The sequence below is a fragment of the Streptomyces sp. NBC_01497 genome, assembly GCF_036250695.1.
Lineage (GTDB): Bacteria > Actinomycetota > Actinomycetes > Streptomycetales > Streptomycetaceae > Streptomyces.
Window position 1 is genome coordinate 972759 of the sequence record NZ_CP109427.1, and the last position, 18008, is coordinate 990766.

Annotated in this window: 16 protein-coding genes and 2 pseudogenes; 10 read left to right on the forward strand and 8 right to left on the reverse strand. The window is 72.0% G+C overall.

The genetic code is table 11. From position 1 onward, the window contains the following. Position 1: 1 nt before the first annotated feature. Positions 2-517 carry a MarR family winged helix-turn-helix transcriptional regulator gene (locus OG310_RS04295; RefSeq protein WP_329454531.1) on the reverse strand — a complete coding sequence of 172 codons (516 nt, stop codon included), beginning with the start codon at positions 515-517 and terminating at the stop codon, positions 2-4. Between the two features lie 93 nt (positions 518-610). On the opposite strand from OG310_RS04295, the gene OG310_RS04300 reads away from it, so the two are divergent. Next, positions 611-1747: a PP2C family protein-serine/threonine phosphatase gene (locus OG310_RS04300; protein ID WP_329454532.1), complete on the forward strand. Its 1137-nt coding sequence runs from the start codon at positions 611-613 to the stop codon at positions 1745-1747. Positions 1748-1983: 236 nt separating this feature from the next. Here the strand turns inward: OG310_RS04300 and OG310_RS04305 are convergent, their stop codons facing one another. The 4 genes from OG310_RS04305 to OG310_RS04320 form a co-directional block, all read right to left on the reverse strand. Then, positions 1984-2454 carry an ATP-binding protein gene (locus tag OG310_RS04305; protein WP_329454533.1) on the reverse strand — a complete coding sequence of 157 codons (471 nt, stop codon included), beginning with the start codon at positions 2452-2454 and terminating at the stop codon, positions 1984-1986. A 103-nt stretch (positions 2455-2557) separates the two neighbouring features. Continuing rightward, positions 2558-3007: a response regulator gene (locus OG310_RS04310; RefSeq protein ID WP_329454534.1), complete on the reverse strand. Its 450-nt coding sequence runs from the start codon at positions 3005-3007 to the stop codon at positions 2558-2560. Next, positions 3004-4641 carry a sensor histidine kinase gene (locus OG310_RS04315; protein WP_329454535.1) on the reverse strand — a complete coding sequence of 546 codons (1638 nt, stop codon included), beginning with the start codon at positions 4639-4641 and terminating at the stop codon, positions 3004-3006. Before OG310_RS04315 ends, OG310_RS04310 begins: the two co-directional genes overlap by 4 nt. After that, positions 4638-5918: a PP2C family protein-serine/threonine phosphatase gene (locus OG310_RS04320; protein ID WP_329454536.1), complete on the reverse strand. Its 1281-nt coding sequence runs from the start codon at positions 5916-5918 to the stop codon at positions 4638-4640. The genes OG310_RS04315 and OG310_RS04320 overlap by 4 nt, the downstream gene beginning before the upstream one ends. Before the next feature lie 232 nt (positions 5919-6150). Here OG310_RS04320 and OG310_RS04325 point away from each other — a divergent pair, with 232 nt between their 5' ends. After that, entirely contained in the window at positions 6151-6573 is a 423-nt protein-coding gene (locus tag OG310_RS04325) for an ATP-binding protein (protein ID WP_329454537.1), read from the forward strand. Between the two features lie 533 nt (positions 6574-7106). Beyond that, the gene (locus OG310_RS04330; RefSeq protein WP_329454538.1) at positions 7107-7928 is read left to right on the forward strand and encodes an MmyB family transcriptional regulator; all 822 of its coding nucleotides are present in this window, start codon (positions 7107-7109) and stop codon (positions 7926-7928) included. Positions 7929-8053: 125 nt separating this feature from the next. Here OG310_RS04330 and OG310_RS04335 read toward each other — a convergent pair whose 3' ends face one another. From OG310_RS04335 to OG310_RS04345, 3 genes and pseudogenes are all read right to left on the reverse strand, one after another. Beyond that, a complete protein-coding gene (locus OG310_RS04335; protein WP_329454539.1) occupies positions 8054-9127 on the reverse strand; it encodes a transporter substrate-binding domain-containing protein in 1074 nt (357 codons plus the stop codon). 126 nt (positions 9128-9253) lie between these two features. Further along, positions 9254-10003, reverse strand: coding sequence for an amino acid ABC transporter ATP-binding protein (locus tag OG310_RS04340; protein WP_329460017.1), 750 nt, complete (start codon positions 10001-10003; stop codon positions 9254-9256). Between the two features lie 126 nt (positions 10004-10129). Further along, positions 10130-11122 (reverse strand): annotated as a pseudogene (locus OG310_RS04345) (amino acid ABC transporter permease); the annotation flags it as partial. Positions 11123-12346: 1224 nt separating this feature from the next. Here OG310_RS04345 and OG310_RS04350 point away from each other — a divergent pair. The 7 genes and pseudogenes from OG310_RS04350 to OG310_RS04380 form a co-directional block, all read left to right on the forward strand. After that, a pseudogene (locus OG310_RS04350) lies at positions 12347-12841 on the forward strand (GNAT family N-acetyltransferase); the annotation flags it as partial. 131 nt (positions 12842-12972) lie between these two features. Then, the gene (locus OG310_RS04355) at positions 12973-14304 is read left to right on the forward strand and encodes an MFS transporter (RefSeq protein ID WP_329454540.1); all 1332 of its coding nucleotides are present in this window, start codon (positions 12973-12975) and stop codon (positions 14302-14304) included. A gap of 223 nt (positions 14305-14527) precedes the next feature. Continuing rightward, positions 14528-15112, forward strand: coding sequence for a GNAT family N-acetyltransferase (locus tag OG310_RS04360; RefSeq protein ID WP_443078545.1), 585 nt, complete (start codon positions 14528-14530; stop codon positions 15110-15112). Between the two features lie 145 nt (positions 15113-15257). Next, positions 15258-16064, forward strand: coding sequence for a DUF427 domain-containing protein (locus tag OG310_RS04365; protein ID WP_329454542.1), 807 nt, complete (start codon positions 15258-15260; stop codon positions 16062-16064). Between the two features lie 211 nt (positions 16065-16275). Beyond that, a complete protein-coding gene (locus OG310_RS04370) occupies positions 16276-16875 on the forward strand; it encodes a molybdopterin-dependent oxidoreductase (RefSeq protein WP_329454543.1) in 600 nt (199 codons plus the stop codon). Next, positions 16845-17600, forward strand: coding sequence for a ferredoxin reductase (locus OG310_RS04375; RefSeq protein ID WP_329454544.1), 756 nt, complete (start codon positions 16845-16847; stop codon positions 17598-17600). The genes OG310_RS04370 and OG310_RS04375 overlap by 31 nt, the downstream gene beginning before the upstream one ends. A gap of 1 nt (position 17601) precedes the next feature. Further along, entirely contained in the window at positions 17602-17985 is a 384-nt protein-coding gene (locus tag OG310_RS04380; RefSeq protein ID WP_329454545.1) for a DUF6510 family protein, read from the forward strand. The last annotated feature ends 23 nt before the right edge of the window (positions 17986-18008 follow it).

Below are 18008 nucleotides of genomic sequence, written 5' to 3' on the forward strand. Positions count from 1 at the left end.
GCTATGCGCTGTCCGCCACACGGCCCTGCCCGGAATCGGCGGGTGCGCTGCCCAGCTCGTCGAACCGCTCCCCCGCCGCGGCACGGAAGGCACCGAGGCCCTGGGCCAGCGCGACGATGTCCGAGGACTCCATGCGATCGAGGACCATCGTGACCTCACGGGCCCGGAAGGCCCGGTACTCCTCCAGCACCTTGTGGCCCCGCCTGCTCAGCCGGAGCTCCACCTCGCGCCTGCTGGTCGGGCTCGGCGAGCGGATCACCAGCCCCATCGCTTCCATCCGGTCGCACAGCCTGCTCAGCGACGAGGGGCGCGATCCGAGGACCTCGCTCAGGGTGCGCAGATTGGCGCCCTCGTATCCTTCGATGACAAGAAGGGCACGTAGTTGCGACGGCGACACGGGTCCGGACGGCACAGCATCCTGGCCCCGGCCCCACAGCACCTCGAGCAGCTCGGAAGCGGCGCGGGCGGCCATGGCGACCTGCTCGCGCTGGTGCGGCTGAGCCGTGAAGCGGGACATCGATCCACTCTTTCATCCGGCACGGGTCTTTGTCAGCCCAGACGGATTCGCCCTGAGAAGAGAGCCTGAACGACAGTGACTGTACTAGCGGACATGGAAACAGCGGTCCGGGCGGCCGCCCCCCACGCCGTCACCGACGTGGTGCGCGACGCGCTGGCCGCGGGTTACGGCGCCTCGTCCGTACGGCTCTACCTGGCCGATTACGGCCTCACGGTGCTTCGGCCCGTGGGCGAGAGCGCCGACGAGGGGCTGTCGATCGACAACAGTGTGGAGGGCCGCGCCTTCGGCAGCCAGGAGCCGCACGAGCAGCGCCCTCGCCGCGGCGAGGTCGACCACCACCTGCCCGTGACCGTGCGCGGCGACCGGCTCGGCATCCTGAGCGTACGGCTGCCCGAGGACCGCTCGGTGAAGGAGACGGTGACGGAGCTGGAGCGGGTCGCTGAGCTGCTCGGCCACGCGATCCTGGTCGCGGAGCGCGACACGGACCTCTACCGGCAGGCGCGCCGGGTCACCCGGCTGACCCTCGCCGCCGAGATGCAGTGGGAGCTGCTGCCGGCCCGGGCCTGCGAGGCGCCCGAGTACGCCATCGGCGCGCACCTGGAACCCGCCTACACGATCCACGGCGACAACTACGACTGGTCCGCGGACGGGAACGGGCTGACCCTCGCCGTCACCAACGGCATGGGTGAGGGCATCCAGGCCGCCCTGCTGAGCAATCTCGCGGTGAAGGCGCTGCGCAACGCGCGGCGCGCGGGCATCGGCCTGGCGGACCAGGCGGCCCTCGCCGACCAGGCGCTGTACGAGCAGCACCGGGGCGCGCTGCACGTCTCGACGCTGCTGCTCCACTTCGACTTCGCGACGGGCCTCGTGCAGGCCGTGGACGCGGGTTCGCCGCAGCTGTGGCGCCGGCGCGGCAGGACGATCGAGCGGATGGAGCTGGACGCCCAACTGCCGCTCGGCATGTTCGAGGAGTCGGACTACACCGCGCAGACCTTCCAGGTGGAACCCGGCGACCGGCTACTGTTCGCAAGCGACGGGGTGTACGAGGCGGTGTCGCCGCGTGGCGAGGCCTACGGGGACCGCGCGCTGGCCCGGGCCATCAGTTCGACGAGTCTGCTGCCCGCCGCGGGGGTCCCGCGCGCGGTGCTGCAGGAGCTGGCCCTGTACCGGGAGACGGAAGCGGCGGACGACGCCCTGGTGGTCTGCGTCGACTGGTTCGGACGCCCGTAGCGGGCGCCGGGGGCCGCCGGGGACGGGGTGCGTACGGCGGCGGGCCCGTAGCGCGCCGAGGACGCTACGGCAGGCGCGACGGGCAACGACGCCGTAAGGACCGGCACCGGTGATGTTCCCTACGGCCCCGGCCGTAGGACGATGCGCTTGCACACGGACCCGGCCCCGGCGGTGCGTCGCCCGCCGGGCGGCGCGCAGGCGCGTCGCGGAGGATCCGGGCGACCGCGCTGACGGGCTCAGGCGTCCTGCGGCAGGTCGAAACGGGCCGTGACCCGCTTGCCGACCGGGACGATCTCGGCGGTCACACTGTCGCTGACCGCGCGGACGATCTCCATGCCGTGGCCGCCGAGCCGGCTCGGGTCGGGCGGGAAGACACGGGGCAGCGTCGTGCTGCTGTCGTAGACCGTGACGGACACGTACCGCCCGGTGCCCTCCAGCTCGATCACGTACGGGCCGTGGCTGTGCCGCTCCGCGTTGGTCACCAGTTCACTGACGACGAGCAGGATGTCGTCCCGCACGAGCTCGCCCAGCGGGGCCAGCCACTCGGCGCACAGCTGCTGCAGGAAGCGGATGGCGAGATCCCTGGCGGCGGCGATGGAGCCGGGCTCCCCGGTGAATTCGGCGGCCCTGTTCAGGCTCTGTGTCGGCTGCACGAAAGACTCCGGGCGGTCGGGCAGCATCGCCCCTGAGATGGTCTGTTCGTTCATTCGCTCCTGCCCGCGCACCTGTGGGCGTCCGGGATCTCCCTCGTCCGTCCCGGCTTATGCCCTCTCAGACGCATCTCATGCACACGACCGTCGGTGAACGCCGTCATGAACGGCCGGGAAGCCGCACCACGGTCACGAAGAACTCGTCGATCTGCCGGACGGCGGCGATGAACTGGTCGAGGTCGACCGGCTTCGTGACATAGGCGTTGGCGTGCAGTTTGTAGCTGCGCAGGATGTCCTCCTCGGCGGAGGAGGTGGTGAGGACGACCACCGGGATGAGTGCCATCTCGGGGTCGGTCTTGATGCGTTCGAGAACCTGGCGCCCGTCGTAGCGGGGCAGGTTGAGGTCGAGCAGGATCAGGTCGGGACGCGGTGCGTCCTCGTGGGGGGCGAGCCGGTACAGGAAGTCCAGCGCTTCCTGGCCGTCGCGGACCACATGCAGCGTGTTGCGGATCTTGTTGTCCTCGAACGCCTCGCGGGTCATCAGCTCGTCACCCGCGTCGTCCTCGACCAGGAGGACCTCGATCGGCCGCGGCTGTGCGGGGTTGGTCATGCGACTGCTCCTGGAGTGGTGCCGACGGTGGCAGGGGCGGAGAGTGCCGGCGGCCTGGCCCCTGAGTGCTGGTCCGCGGCGGCGACGGGCAGGAGGAAGTGGAGGGCGGTGCCGCCGGTGGGCACCGGCTCCAGCCAGATCCGGCCGCCGTGGAACTCCACGATCTTCCGGCACAGGGCGAGTCCGATGCCGGTTCCCTCGTACTCGTCGCGCGCGTGCAGGCGCTGGAAGATGACGAACACCTTCTCGCTGAACTCGGGGGCGACCCCGATGCCGTTGTCGGTCACGCTGAGGTGCCACGCGGCGCCGTCCCCCGCACCCGGTTCCGAGTCCTCGCGCACGCAGTCGATCACGATGCGGCTGGGCCGGTCGGGCTTGCGGAACTTGATGGCGTTGCCGACGAGGTTCTGCCAGAGCATCGCGAGGGTGGTGGGATCGCCGTGCACCTCGGGCAGCGGCGCCTCGCGTACGACGGTGACCCCGTTCTCCTCGATGACCATCGCGAGGTTGCCGAGAGCGCGGTCGAGGGTCGTTTCCAGCTCGACGGCCTGCCAGGCGTCGTGGACGCGTCCGACGCGGGAGAACGTCAGCAGGTCGTTGATGAGGACCTGCATGCGCTTGGCTCCGTCGACGGCGAAGTCGATGTACTGCTTGCCCCGGTCGTCCATCCGGTCCCCGTACCGCTTCTCCAGGAGCTGGCAGAACGAGGCGACCTTGCGCAGCGGCTCCTGGAGGTCGTGCGAGGCGACGTACGCGAACTGCTCCAGCTCCGAGTTCGAGCGGCGCAGTTCCTCCGTCTGCTCGGCGAGGAGCGCCTCGCGCTCGTTGCTGGCTTCCAGTTCCTCGACGATGCGGGCACGCATCGCCTCGACGGCGGCTCCGACGGCGCGCAGATCCGACGGGCCCGCGACCTCGATACGGCTGCCGAAGGCGCCGGCCCGCACCCCGTCCGAGGCGGCCCGGAGCTGGTTCAGCGGCCGGCCGACCATGAAGTGGAGGAGGAAGGCCAGGGCCACCACGGCGGCCACGAACACCGCCAGCATGATGAGGAAGACGACCTCGCTGACGTGCCGGCTGTGATCGAGCCGGGTCCGCGCCTGGTCCCTGGCCGCATCGAGGTGGTTCCCCTGGATGGTGAACAGGGCCCGCAGCCTGTCGAACTGGGTCTTGCTGCGGTTGAGCTGGGCGCCGGATGCGGTGAGCTTGCCGTTCTGCCGGACCTGGGCGATGAGCGGATCGGCGATGTCGCGCCGCCAGGTGGCGGCTGCGCGCGAGATGGCGTCGCTGTCGCCGAGGAGCTTCGGGTCACCCGCCAGGATGCGGTGCACGTTGGCCGTGAACTGCCGTTCGCCCGTGACACCGTCGGTGTAGGGCTGCAGGAAGGACGGGTCCCCCGTCAGCGCGTAGCCCCGTACGCCGGTCTCCTGGTCGAGCAGGGACTTCTGGAGCTGGAAGACGGCGGCGCGGGCCGGCTGGATGCGGTCGGTCAGCTCGTTGCTGCGGTCGTTGGTCTGGGAGATCAGCACACCGCCGACGGCGGCGCAGCCGCACACCACGACGGCCATGGCGGCCAGGATGAGCCGGCCCCAGCCCTGTACGGACAGCCGGTCGCGGGTCAGGTGCCAGAGTTTCATGCGGGGCCTCCCCAGCCGAGGTGGAGCACGGCGACATCGTCGGCGAGCCCGCCGAAGGGCGCGGCGCCCGCCGTGGCCTCGGCGACCAGCGTGTCGACGAAATCCCGGGCGGGCAGCGTGCTGTGCCGTCTCGCGAGGTCGAGCAGACCCTCCTCGCCGAGGCGGCTGGTCGGGCCGGTACGGCCCTCGAAGAGGCCGTCGGTGAACAGGACGACATGCCCGCCGGGCGGCAGCGGCACCGTGCTCTCGGTCCAGCGGCCGGCGCCGGGCAGCAGGCCGAGCGCCATGCCGACGCGCGGCTCCACCCAGGTCACGGAGGAGCCGTCGCGCACCAGCAGGCCGGGGTGGCCGGCCCGGACGATGCGCACCTCGGTGCCACCGGGCGGGAAGGCCAGCGAGGTCACGGTCGCGAAGACGTGGTGGTCGGAGCGCTCCGCGACGAGGATCTCCTCCAGCAGCCCCGCAAGGGCCAGGGGCGGGGTGCCGCACAGGATGGCCGTGCGCCAGGCGACCCGCAGGCAGACTCCGAGAGCGGCCTCCGCGGCGCCGTGGCCCGACACGTCTCCTATGACGGCGTGCACGGTGCCGTCGGCGGTCTGCACGACGTCGTAGAAGTCGCCGCTGAGAAGAGCGTGGGCGCGGCCCGGCTCGTAACGGGCGAACGCCTGGAAGTCGTCGCCGCGCAGCAGCGGTACGGGCAGCAGCCCCCGCTCCAGGCGTGCGTTCTCGCGGGCCATCAGCTCGTTGGCGCGCAGGGCCGCCGTGGTGCGCTCGACCTGCTTGCGCTGGAGCGCGTAGCGGACGGCGCGGCTGAGGATCTCCGGGTCGAGCCGGTCCTTGACGAGGTAGTCCTGGGCGCCGGTGGCGACCGCGGTGAGGCCGGTCCCGCCCTCCGCCATGCCGGTGAGGACCACGATGGCCGCGTCGGGTGCGGCACTGACGATCCGGGTCACGGCGTCGACGCCGTGGGCGTCGGGGAGGTGGAGGTCGAGCAGGACGCAGACGGGTCCAGTGGACGCGGTGAGGTGCCGCTGTGCCTCGGTGATCGTCTTGCACCAGGTGAGGGTGGACTCCAGATCGCTGTCCGTGAGCATCTCCTCGACGAGCAGCGCGTCGCCGGGGTCGTCCTCCACGAGAAGCAGCACGGGGTCCACGGCACGCCGCGGATCGTGTACTCCCGTGGCGCTCTCCTGCGCGGGTACGGTGCGGGAGACCCGCGCGCGCACTCGTCCTGGCCGCAGTTGCGGCGAAGGCACCCCCAGGGGCGACTCAGCCACGGCTCACACCCCCACTCACCACGCGACGCCCGGGTACGACGCCACTCTTCGGCGCGAAGCATATGCGACAACCGCTGTGGTGTTTCCAGGGCGGCCGGATACCGGCCCACGGGCCTTGGGGCATATGCCCGAGGGCTCAGGACCGGATCCGTACCAGGAAGGACGCGTCACCTCCGGGCTCAGCGGGCAGACGGACCGGCATGGACAAGAGCCGCAAACGGGGGGTGCGAGGATGACCACCGTGGATGAGGGGCCCAGGAGCACGGTCGCCGGGAACGCGGTGCGGCTGGATGCCTTGCCCGCGGGCGCCGCCGAGGCACGCGATCTCACCGCCACGTATCTGTCCGGACACCGCGACCGGGTACCGGGACCCGTCCTGGACGACGTCCTGCTCGTGGTCTCCGAACTCGTGACGAACGCGCTGCGCCACGCGGGCGGGGTGACCGGTATGAGTGTCGCCCTGCGGCGCGGCGGCGTGGAGGTGACCGTTCAGGACGGCAGCCGCAAGCGGCCCGTGGCACGCCACCATGGCGCGAACTGGCTCCCGGGCGGGTACGGCTGGCAGATGGTGTCGCGGCTCGCGAAGGCCTGTGTGCTGCCGCTCGGCGCCGACGGCAAGCTCGTGCGGGCGACGGTCCCGCTGCACCGCGCGTGACCGGGCTCCGCCGGAGACAACCGGGGCAGGAGCAGACGGTGCGGGCCGCGCGGGAGCGACGGGGCACGGCCTGCCCGGGATTCGGGGCACGGCAGGCTCGGTGATCATGTACGGGACACGGGCGCCGGCCGCGCGCCGAGCGGGCCGTCGCGGCACCTCTTCGGGACGGGCACGGGAAGGGCCGACCACCGCGGGCGAGCAGGAGAGCGGAGTCCGGCCCCTCGGGCCCCGGCACCTGGGCCCAGGCCGTCGACCGTACGAGATGGCGACGGCTCTTCCGGCTGCCACCGGGCATCGCGGCCGGCGCCGGGGCCGCTCATGAAGGAGTGCCGGCACCGACCGCGATCCAGTGGCCGCGCGCTGCGGAGGCTTCCGCCCCCCGCTTCCCCCCAGAACCGGTTCGCAGCGCGCTGTACGAGAAGGATGACGCAGCGAGCCGCTCATTTCTTCGTTCAGCTTCTCTTACGAAATACCGTGTGAATAATTAAGAGTCCTAGGACCCCTCTCCCCTTCCCCCCGGAGGGCCACCGGACATGCACAAGAAGGCGCTCAGCGCCATGCTGCGCGAACGCCGCGCCCTGATCACCCCCGAGTCGCACGGGCTGCTCCGGCCCACCGGTCAGGGCAGGCGCGCGCCCGGCCTCTCCCAGCAGCAGGTGGACCTGCTGCTGAACCGGGCCATCCACACCTACCACCGCCTGGAGTCGGGCACCTACCACAACCCCCCGGTCAGCCTGTTGCGCGAAGTGGCTCAGCTGTTCAAGCTCGACGAGCAGGAATGGGTCTCCCTGTGCCGCTACGCCCGCGACGAGGACCCGCCCGGGCCGCTGCGGCCCTCGGCGGGCAAGGAGATCCCCGGCATGTGGCAGGAGGCCGTCGAGGGCATCCTGCATCCCGCGTACATCACGGACGCCTCCTGGGACATGCTCGCGTGCAACAGCCCGTTCACCGAGATGCTCCCGGAGGGGCGCGTACCGGCGAACATGATGCGCTACATGCTGCTCGACCCCGACGGTCGCACGATCCTCGGTGACTGGGAGACCGCCTGGGCACCGCTGCTGGTCCCGCAGTTGCGCGCCGCGCTGGTCGCCAGGCCCGCCGACCCGGTCCTCCGCGAGATCGAACGCGCGGTGCTCTGCGACCCGCTGGCGGCGCCGCTGTACGAGGCCGGCGGGGCGGTCATCCACCCCGACGGCGACGAACGGCCCATCCGGCACGTCAAACTGGGGCCCGGCTGGCTGCGGATGTGCGCGGCCCAGCCGCTCGCGTCGCCGGGCGCGCGGCTCATCATCCTGATGTACCGGCAGGGGCCGCGGCACGGTGAGGCGCCGGCGATCCGGTCGCACCCGGCCTGAGCCGGGTGCGGGCGGGAGAGCCGATCCGCCCGCACCCGTGCCACGGCCGGAGCCTCGGCCCTTACCCGCGCCCTGGGCCGAGCCGCAGCCGCCGTCATCCGCCGCCGGATGACGGCGCGCGGCCGTCAGGAGTTCCCGAGGGGCAGTCCCGGCGGGTTGACGCGGGAGGTCGCGACGGCCTCGTTCGTCAGGTTCCACGCCTTCAGCCAGGCGGCGTACTGGCCGTTCTTGATCAGGTAGTTCACGGCGTCGGCGAGGGGCTTGGCGAGACCGCTGTCCTTCTTGGCCGTGGCGCAGATCAGCCCCTGGAGGGTGGAGCCCGCCCCCGAGTACGTGCCCGCGCTGCGGGTGGCGTTGGGCGTGTTCGCGGTGCGGACGGTGTGGTACGCGACGCTGGGGTTGGGCGCGAGGTACGCGTCGATCCGGCCCGCGTTGAGCGCCAGATAGGTGCTGTTGGCGTCCTGGAAGTACTTGACGGTCAGGGTCTTGCCCGCGGCTTCGAGCTGGTCCCGCCAGTGCAGCAGGAGCTTCTCCTGGTTGGTTCCCGCGCCCACGGCGACCGTCTTGCCGGCCAGGCTGCGGTAGGTTCCGTCGAACGTCCAGCCGTCCGACTTGCGCACCTCGAAGCCGAGGTTGTCCTTGCGGTAGCAGGCGAACTCGTACTTCTCCTTCCGTTGTTCGGTGTCCGTGATGTTGGAGAAGCCGACATCGGTGCGACCGCTGTCGATGCCGACGAAGAGGTTGTCCCAGGTCGCGTTGGCGAGTTGGGGCCGCAGGCCGAACACCGCCGCGACAAGACGGCCGAGGTCGGGTTCCGAACCTGTCAGGGACTTCTGGTCGTCACCGACGTATCCGAGCGGAGGCGAACCGGCCGGCAGGAAGCCCAGCCCGATGTCGAGGCTGCCCTTCTTCACCAGGCTTTTCGGCAGTTCCGCCCGGATGGCGGCCACTTCGGGGACCTTGACGGTGGCCTGGCGGGCTGCCCCGTTGGACAGGGCCCCGACGACGACCGCGCCCTTCGCCGTGGCACCGCCCCCGGCGCCGGCGACGGCGTCTGACGAAGGGGAGCTGCCACCGCAGGCGGTGAGGGCTACGGCCAGGGCCAGGACGGCGGACGCTCCGACGAGCCCCCGCGCGAGGCGAGGGCGAAGAGCGGGCCGGGTGCGTCGGGTGCGGACGCGCGTACGGAAGGACGGCATGGGAATCCTCGGGCTTCAGGAGTGGGAAGAAGGAAGAAGTCGGGCGAGAGCGGGGAGTAGAGGGGAACAGGACGCGACGGGCGCGGCCGGACGCGCAGCGGGCGGAGGAAGGGGAAGGCGGGGCGGTCAGATGACGCGGCTGAGGAACTCGCGCGTACGAGGCTGCTCGGGGTGCACCAACACCCTGTCGGGCGGACCCTGTTCGACGATCCGGCCGCCGTCGAGGAAGACGACGTCGTCGGCCACCTCGCGGGCGAAGCCGATCTCGTGCGTCACCACGATCAGGGTCGTACCGCTGTCGGCGAGGGACTTGATGACGGACAGCACCTCGCCGACGAGCTCCGGGTCGAGGGCGGAGGTGGGTTCGTCGAAGAGGATCACGCCGGGTTCCATGGCGAGCGCCCGCGCGATGGCCACGCGCTGCTGCTGCCCGCCCGAGAGCTGTCGCGGGTAGGCGTCGGTCTTGCCGGCGAGCCCGACGCGGCCGAGCAGGGTCCCGGCCCACTCCCGCGCGTCGGCCCGCGTCCTGCGCCCGGTGGCCACCGGCGCTGCGGCCACGTTCTCCGCCGCTGTCAGGTGGGGGAAGAGGTTGAAGTCCTGGAAGACGAAGCCGATACGGCTGCGTTGGGCACGGATCGCGCGGTCGCCGAGTTCCCGCAGCCGCTCCCCCTGCCGGCGTACTCCGATCAGTTCACCGTTCACCCGGACGTGCCCGGCGTCGAGTTTCTCCAGATGGTTGACGGCGCGCAGCAGGGTGGACTTGCCGCTGCCGGACGGCCCGAGCACGACGGTGACGCGCCCCGCGGGGACCGTCAGGTCGACGCCGTCGAGCACATGGTGGGCGCCGTACCACTTGTGGGCGCCGCACACCTCCACGGCCGCGGGTGCCGCCGGGGCGCCGGGAGCGGAGTCGGCGCCGGGAAGAGCCCCGGTGCCGGCGTACGCCGTGCCCGCCGCGGCGGGAGGGTCGGTGTGTGTGCTCACGAGGCGGCCCCCCAGGGCGATCCGGGCCCGCAGGCCGCGCACGGCGGTGCGCACTCTGGCGAGCGGGGTGGGCGGCAGCGCTCGCAGCGCGCCGCGGGCGAAGTGCCGTTCCACGTAGTACTGGACGACGGAGACGGCGCTGGTGAGGATGACGTACCAGACGGTGGCGACGAGCAGCAGCGGCACCACGTCACCCGGGAAGGTGCTGCCCATGTTCTGGACCTGGCCGAACAGGTCGAGCAGGGAGACGTAGAAGACCAGGGACGTACTTTTGACCAGTCCGATCAGCTGGTTCACGTAGGACGGCACGATGGCTCGAAGCGCCTGGGGCAGGACGATGCGGGTGAACCGGTAGCCGCCGGGCAACCCGAGTGCGTCGGCCGCCTCGTGCTGTCCCTGATCGACCGAGAGCAGTCCCGCACGGACCACTTCGGCGGCGTACGCCGCTTCGTTGAGACTCAGCCCCACCACGGCGATGACGAGGTCGGTGGCGAGACGGGACTCGTCCAAATGGACGAAGCCGGGCCCGAAGGGGACACCGAGGGTCAGGGACTTGTACAGGGCCGAGAAGTTGTAGAGGAACAACAGGACGACGATGAGCGGCACCGACCGGAACAGCCATATGTAGAGCCAACTGACCGTTTGGAGAACGGGGTTGCGTGACAGTCGGCCGAGGGCCAGCAGGATGCCGCCGACCGGACCCAGCACCGCGCTGTACGCGGTGACCTTGAGTGTGATCAGCAGTCCGCCGAGGATGGACGGCCGCAGGAACCAGTACTGGAACCGGTCCCACTGGTAGAACGGGTTGGTTGCCAGGCCATGGGCGACCTGGGCCACCACCACCAGCACCACCAGTGTGGCGACCCAGCGCCAGGGGCGACGCAGCGGCAGCACACGCTGTGCGGCGGCCGGCGGCCCCCCGGCGCCTTTCGCCGGCGGGGGCGCGGACAGGACGGGCGGGGCGGCCGGCGCGAGAACGGGCGCCGGCGCGGCTGCGGGTGGCTCACTCATGACAAGGCTCCAGCGGAGTCGGATCAGGCGGAACGAACACGTCGGGACGCGCGCCGCCCCCGGAGGTGGACGGCGGGCTGGGTCGACTCGGCCGTCGCGGGGGACGGCGAAGCGGTACGGGGTGACGGCAGCCCACCACCCACCGCTGCCGCCCGCGCCGGCTCCCAGCCGCTCACTCCCCCGTCGCAGTGGGCGAGGGGACCGAGCCGGGCGGAGCGAAGTGGTGTCGGGAGCGTGGCAGTGGTGGCCGGACGACGGCACGGCGGAACACACCGGTCACGACCGGCCACCAGGGAGCCGTAGGAGGAACGCCCAGCAACGCGCGATGCGTTGAGGGGCGGAGACCGCGTCACACCGGCACGCGGATATTCCTACCGGTGCCTGGCCGGGTCCGGGGGAACCCGTCATCCGAGGACCCGCCGGGCCGAGGGGCGGCCACGGCGGCCGAACAGCGGGGAAAGGACCGCGGATTCAGCGGCGGTGGGGACGAGGACAGCACATACAGAGGGCGCTGCTGACCCGAAGCAGGTCGACACTGCGGTCCAGGACCGCGAAGAACCGGCCGTGGCAGAGCCGCTTGGCCTCATCCGCTCCTGTGCACATCGCTGTCACCGCCGCCACTCTCCAGCGCCCCGTGAGGCGTCGCGAACCGCCGGAAGGCCTCCGGGGGCCTCAGTTAGGCACGGCGGCGGCGCCGGTGTCAACGCCGGGAACGACCGTCCCACCCGTCAGGACACCTGTTGACGTGACCCGGTGCGGATGGTCGACTGAGCGCATGCAGAGGCGAGTCGCGCTGGTCACCCGCGGACACATCGACTTCGGTCGCGTGTGGTCCGCCTCGTGTCGCGCCTGACGGCTTCTCCCGCCGCGCTCCCCGTTCTCTTTCCGCCCCCGCCCCGGTATCCCGGCTCCCGTTGCGCCCCGTGGTGGTTCCGCCCTGTGGTAGTTGCGCGACGTCGGAGTTCCGCCAGGTCGGAGTCCTGTTCCGTCGGGGCTCCGTTCCGTCGGAGTTCCGTTCCGTCGGAGTTCCGTTCCGTCGGAGTTCCGTTCCGTCGGAGTTCCGGTCCCGTAGGCCCGCGGACCCGGGGCGGGTCACCCGCCCCACGGGGCACCCCCGCGCGTCCGTCCCCGGCACTGGCGCCGGTGATCCCGTTCTCCCCGCGCGGGCCCACTTCCGGGCCCCGTACCGTGCTCCGCCTCCACCAGCAGGAAGGTCCTTCCGTCATGACCGCTGTGCCCTCCACCGGCTCCCCGGACGCCACCTGGCTGCGTACGGTCGTCTCCGACCCACTGGTGGCGCCGATGCTGCGCCAGCTCGGTGACGAGTACTCCGCCCGCTACGGCAAGGACGCCCACGCGGAGATGGCGCGCTATCCGGGCGCGGAGTTCGAACCGCCGGACGGTGTCCTGCTGTTGTTGCTGGAGCGGGGTGAGCCGGTGGCGGGCGGCGCCTATCGCCGCTACGACGCGAGGACCGCCGAGCTCAAGCGGATCTGGACACACGCCGCGCAGCGCAGACGAGGGCTCGCGCGGCGCGTCGTCGCCGAGTTGGAGCGCACCGCCGCCTCGTCCGGGTACCGGCGTGTGTACCTCACCACGGGCCCTCGCCAGCCGGAGGCCCGCGCGCTGTATCTGGCCGCCGGATACTCGCCGTTGTTCGATCTGACGGCGGATCCCGAGACCATCGGCCCCCTGCCGTTCACAAAGGATCTCGCAACGCTGGTGACGGAACGGCCCTCCGCCGGTGGGTGTGAAGCGGGCCCCGCCGGGAAAGAGGTTCCGACGATCGCGGCCACCGCCCCGGTGGGACGCGCCGACGAGCCCGTACGAGCGAAGGACTTCCGGACGACATGAATGAGCGGGCACCGACCGGTCGGGCACACACGGGCCGTCAGGCCACGCCGGGCCCGTCCGGCGGTGCACCGCGCCTGTCCCGGCTGCCGCTCCGCCAGCTCGCGGCGGCCTCGGTGGGCAACGCGGCGGAGTGGTACGACTGGTATGCCTACTCCTTCCTCGCCGTGTACTTCGCGGACCGGGTGTTCCCCGAGGGTTCCGGCACGTCCCTCGTCCCGCTGCTGTCGGCCTTCGCGGTCTTCGCGGTCGGCTTCTTCATGCGGCCCGTCGGCGGGCTGCTGATGGGGGCCCTCGCGGACCGGCGGGGCCGCCGCGCGGCCCTGACGGTGACCATCCTGCTCATGGGCGGCGGCAGTCTGCTGGTGGGCCTGACGCCCACCTATGCCGCGACGGGCGTTCTCGCCCCCGTGGTCCTCGTCGTCGCCCGGCTCGTGCAGGGCCTCTCGGTGGGCGGGGAGTTCGCCGCGTCCACGACGTTCCTGGTCGAGTCGGCGGGGCCCGGCAGGCGCGGGCTGTTCTCCAGTTTCCAGTACGTCTCCACGACCTGCGGCCAGTTGCTCGCATCCGGCATCGCGGCTCTCCTCGCCCACGTGCTGCCGGATAGTCACATGTCGACGTGGGGCTGGCGGGTGCCCTTCCTGTTCGGCGCGGTCATCGCGCTCGTCGGCTTCTGGATCCGGCGCGGAGCCGTCGAGACCCGCGAGGCGGCCGACGGCGCCACGCGGCCCGGCCTGTTCGAGGCGCTGCGGCACCACCCGCGCGCGTCGCTGCTGATCTGCGGGATCACCGCGGGCGGCACGATCGCGTACTACACCTGGACCACCTACCTGCCCACCTACGCCACGGTCGAGGCGGGCTTCGACAAGGGCGACGCGCTGACCGTCGGCACCCTCTCGCTCGCCTTCTTCGCGGTGCTCCAGCCGCTCGGCGGAATGCTGTCCGACCGGGTGGGCCGCAAACCGCCGCTGATCACCTTCGCCGTCGGGTTCGCGGTGCTCGCGGTGCCGCTGCTGCACCTGATCTCCAGCGCCTTCTGGTCGCTGCTCCTCGTGCAGTGCGCGGGGATGGTGCTGCTCACCGGGTACACCGCGGTCGCGGCGGCCGTGAACGCGGAGGTCTTCCCCGCTCGGGTGCGGGCGGCCGGCATCGGGTTCCCGTACTCCCTGACGGTCGCCCTGTTCGGCGGCACGGCACCGTACGTCGGCACCTGGTTCGGCGAGGCCGGGCACGCCGGGTGGTTTCCCTGGTACGTGGCGGTGCTCTGCCTGCTGTCGGCAGCCGTCTACGTGAGGCTGCCGGAGACGGCGCACCGTCCGCTGGACCGCTGATGACCCGTCCCGACCCCGTGCATCCGCCCCACCGGTTCGGCGTGTTCCCCGCGACGAGACCACAGGAAGAGGACGGCGGAACCGGCGCCCGCACGACGCCAGGCGGTCCGCGGCGACCGGGTGCCGCCCGCGCGCCACCCGGTCGCCGCCCCTGTGCCGGGCCGGATCGCCGGGCCTTCTTCCGCCCCCGCCTGGCCCGCGTCGCCGGTGGTACCGTCGGCCCATGGTTGACGATATCCACCCAATTACTGTCAAAGGTGAACACATTACTACGCGACGTCTTCACCTCCGCCCCTGGGTGCGGGAAGACGCCGCCGCCGCGCTGGCCGTCTACGGAGCCGAACAGGTTTCCCGGTGGCTCGCCCCGGCGATGGAGCGGATCCCGGACGCCGACGCGATGGGGACGGTCGTCGGCCGGTGGGTGGACGAGGCCGCATCGCTGGTGGCCCCTCAGGGCAGGTGGGCGATCGAACTGCGGGAGAGCGGCGAGCTGGTCGGCGGGGTCGCCCTGCTGCCGCTGCCGCCCCACGGCGGTGACCTGGAGATCGGATGGCAGCTGGCTCCGGACGCCTGGGGCAGGGGCCTCGCCGCCGAGGCCGGGCATGCCGTGGCGCACCGGGCCTTCGAATCCGACACGGAGGAACTGTTCGCCGTGGTGCGGCCCCGCAACGAACGCGGCGCCGCGACCGCCCGCCGGGTCGGGATGGAGTGGGTCGGCGAGACCGACAAGTACTACGGCCTCCAGCTCCAGGTCTACCGCCTGCGCAAGGGCGACCTGGACGACAGCGGGCTCTCCGGCCGTTTCTGAAGGCTCCCCCAGGGGACCCGGCGGAGCGAACCACGACGGCACCCCGCGCGCACCGCGCCCGCACCACCGTGGAGCATGTCCGCGGGAGCCCCTCGCCCGCTCACGGACACCCGTGACGGCGCGGAGAGGCACGCGAGGAGGGACCATGGCACCGTACACACCGGACTACCCCGGGATGATCGTCCCGGTCGGCCACGTCGAACCGGTACCGCGCCGCCTGCGGGGGTTCGTGGCGGGCCGCCTGCTCTTCGACACCGTGGGGGCCCGGTACGTGTGGCTGTGGCCCGGCTACCCGCAGTTCTGCCTCCCCCGCGAGGACATCGCCGAGGGCGCCCTCGTCGACGAGGGCACGTCCCTGGCACTGAGCGTGGGCCACGCCGGGCGCCACACGCTGAGGACCAGCGAGGTGGAACGCCCCGGAGCGGCCTGGGTGTGGAGTGACGACGCCCCCGAGGGCATCGTGGGCCTCGTCAGCCTGCGCTGGGAGTCCGTGGACGCCTGGTTCGAGGAGGACGAGCAGGTGTTCGTGCACCCGAGGAGCCCGTACACCCGGGTCGACGCGCTCCGCTCGGGGCGCGGCGTGCGCGTCGAGGTGGACGGCACCGTCGTGGCCGACGCCCCTTCGTCGGTGGCGGTCTTCGAGACGGGGCTGCCGACCCGGTACTACCTGGACCGCGTACACGTCGACTGGACCCGCATGGTGCCCACGGACACCGCCACGAGCTGTCCGTACAAGGGCACCACGAGCGGCTACTGGTCGGTGAGGACCGGCGCCACGACCCACCCCGACCTCGCCTGGGCCTACGACTTCCCGACCCGCCAGCTCACGCCCGTCGCCGGACTGGTGGCCTTCTACAACGAGCATGTCGATCTCTTCCTCGACGGCCGGCCGCTCCCCCGGCCCGCAGCGGTCAGCCGGGTCGAGTGGGAGAAGGGGCAGCGGCGCGCCTGAGACCGCCCGCGGTGACGAGCGTTCGCGCGGCACGGCCGTGGCCCCGGTGGCCGACGTGCACGGCGCGGCAAAGGGGACGAGCATGGCTGGTGAGGCGGGCGGGGCCCGGAGGGGACCGCGCGCAGTGGCCGTCGGCGGTCGTGCCGGGGGCCGGCCGCCACGTCGCAGCGCTCCGTGACGGCCGGCGGCGTCGAGGGAAAGGACCTTGCGCATGCCCATCGTTTCCCGTGGGTTCCACGGGCGCCGCCCCGCCGGTACGCACCGGCTGCCCCCGGGGCAGTACGAGACCTCCGACTTCCCGGTCCTGTCCGCAGGACCGACACCGCGGATCGACCACGAGGAGTGGCGCTTCACGCTCACCACCGAGACCGGCGCCGAGCACACCTGGGACTGGGCGGGGCTGATGGCACTGCCCGCTCAGACGCCGACGGTGGACCTGCACTGCGTGACGAAGTGGTCGAAGTTCGAGACGAAGTGGCGAGGCGTGTCCCTCGACGTGCTCCTTGAGGGCGTCGAAACGGCCGCCACCCACACGCTGGTGGACGCGTACGGCGGCTACACGACGAACCTGCCGCTCGGGGACCTCCTCGGTGGTCGTGCCTGGCTCGCCCACCGCTACGAGGGCGAGGAACTCGCACCCGAACACGGCGGTCCCGTGCGGCTGCTCGTACCGCATCTCTACCTGTGGAAGTCCGCGAAATGGGTGCGCGGGATGCGCCTCACGCGCGAGGACGAACCCGGGTTCTGGGAGAGCGTCGGCTACCACGACTACGGAGACCCATGGCGCGAACAGCGGTACCAGGGCGACTAGGCGGCCGGCTGCGCTGGCTGGCGGCCAAGCTGGTGGAGCGCCGCACCGAGACGCGGACGGCGCGGACGCTGGTGCTCGACGTACCCGGCTGGCCGGGCCATCTGGCGGGTCAGCACGTCGACGTACGGCTGACGGCCGAGGACGGCTACAGCACGCAGCGCAGCTACTCGGTGGCCTCCGCCCCGGCCGACGGTTCGGTCGAGCTGACCGTGCAACGCGTGGCGGACGGCGAGGTGTCCCCGTACCTGACGGACGTGTTCTCGCCCAGGGACCAGGTCGAGATCCGGGGGCCGGTGGGCGGCTGGTTCGTCTGGCGGCAGGGGCAGCCGGAGCCGGTGCTGCTGGTGGCGGGAGGCTCGGGCATCGTCCCTCTGATGTCGATGGTCAGGGCGCGGGCCGCCGCCGGGAGCCGGGTGCCGTTCCGGCTGCTGTACTCCGTGCGCACGCCGGAGGACCGGCTGTACGCCCCCGAACTCGCCAGGGGCCTGCCGGGTATGGACACCGCGTACGTCTACACCCGGTCGGCGCCCGAGGGAGAGCCGAGGCCCCCCGGCCGGATCACACCCCGGGACGTCACGGAACGCGGCTGGCCACCGGATGTCGAACCCACCTGCTACGTGTGCGGGCCGACCGCCTTCGTCGAGACGGCCGCCGCGTCCCTGGTCGCCCTGGGCCACGATCCGGGCCGTATCCGCACCGAACGATTCGGCCCGAGCGGAGGATGACATGAACACCCCTGACCCGTACCCGGCCCCCGGGGTCCACGCGGCCGAGGAAACGCACCGGCCGCGTACGGCCCGCCCACCGCGCGAGCCGTACGATCCCTCCCCGACGAACCCGGACGACGACGGGTACGAGGACGGCAACGCGCTCGCGGGGCCGCTCTCCGAGATCTTCACCCCGGACATGACCCGGGCGCTCACGCACTGCGCCGGGTGCGGAACCACCGGCCCCATGGCACTGCTGCGGCTCTACGAGCACGCACCGGGGCTCGTCGCCCGGTGCCCCACGTGCGGCGACGTCGTCCTGCGCATGGTCCGCACCGAGGACGCGGCCTGGCTCGACCTGCGCGGCACCGTATCGCTCGACATCCCGCTCACGGCCCCCTGAGCACGGGGTCCGCACGGGCCGGA

Bases quoted from the DNA above. Each gene is read 5' to 3' on its own strand.
- OG310_RS04360 (WP_443078545.1), top strand. From the start codon at position 14,528: ATGGTTGACGATATCCACCCAATTACTGTCAAAGGTGAACACATTACT.
- OG310_RS04300 (WP_329454532.1), top strand. From the start codon at position 611: ATGGAAACAGCGGTCCGGGCGGCCGCCCCCCACGCCGTCACCGACGTG.
- OG310_RS04305 (WP_329454533.1), bottom strand. From the start codon at position 2,454: ATGAACGAACAGACCATCTCAGGGGCGATGCTGCCCGACCGCCCGGAG.
- OG310_RS04335 (WP_329454539.1), bottom strand. From the start codon at position 9,127: ATGCCGTCCTTCCGTACGCGCGTCCGCACCCGACGCACCCGGCCCGCT.
- OG310_RS04295 (WP_329454531.1), bottom strand. From the start codon at position 517: ATGTCCCGCTTCACGGCTCAGCCGCACCAGCGCGAGCAGGTCGCCATG.
- OG310_RS04365 (WP_329454542.1), top strand. From the start codon at position 15,258: ATGGCACCGTACACACCGGACTACCCCGGGATGATCGTCCCGGTCGGC.
- OG310_RS04330 (WP_329454538.1), top strand. From the start codon at position 7,107: ATGCACAAGAAGGCGCTCAGCGCCATGCTGCGCGAACGCCGCGCCCTG.
- OG310_RS04370 (WP_329454543.1), top strand. From the start codon at position 16,276: ATGCCCATCGTTTCCCGTGGGTTCCACGGGCGCCGCCCCGCCGGTACG.
- OG310_RS04375 (WP_329454544.1), top strand. From the start codon at position 16,845: ATGGCGCGAACAGCGGTACCAGGGCGACTAGGCGGCCGGCTGCGCTGG.
- OG310_RS04325 (WP_329454537.1), top strand. From the start codon at position 6,151: ATGACCACCGTGGATGAGGGGCCCAGGAGCACGGTCGCCGGGAACGCG.
- OG310_RS04355 (WP_329454540.1), top strand. From the start codon at position 12,973: ATGAATGAGCGGGCACCGACCGGTCGGGCACACACGGGCCGTCAGGCC.
- OG310_RS04315 (WP_329454535.1), bottom strand. From the start codon at position 4,641: ATGAAACTCTGGCACCTGACCCGCGACCGGCTGTCCGTACAGGGCTGG.
- OG310_RS04380 (WP_329454545.1), top strand. From the start codon at position 17,602: ATGAACACCCCTGACCCGTACCCGGCCCCCGGGGTCCACGCGGCCGAG.
- OG310_RS04310 (WP_329454534.1), bottom strand. From the start codon at position 3,007: ATGACCAACCCCGCACAGCCGCGGCCGATCGAGGTCCTCCTGGTCGAG.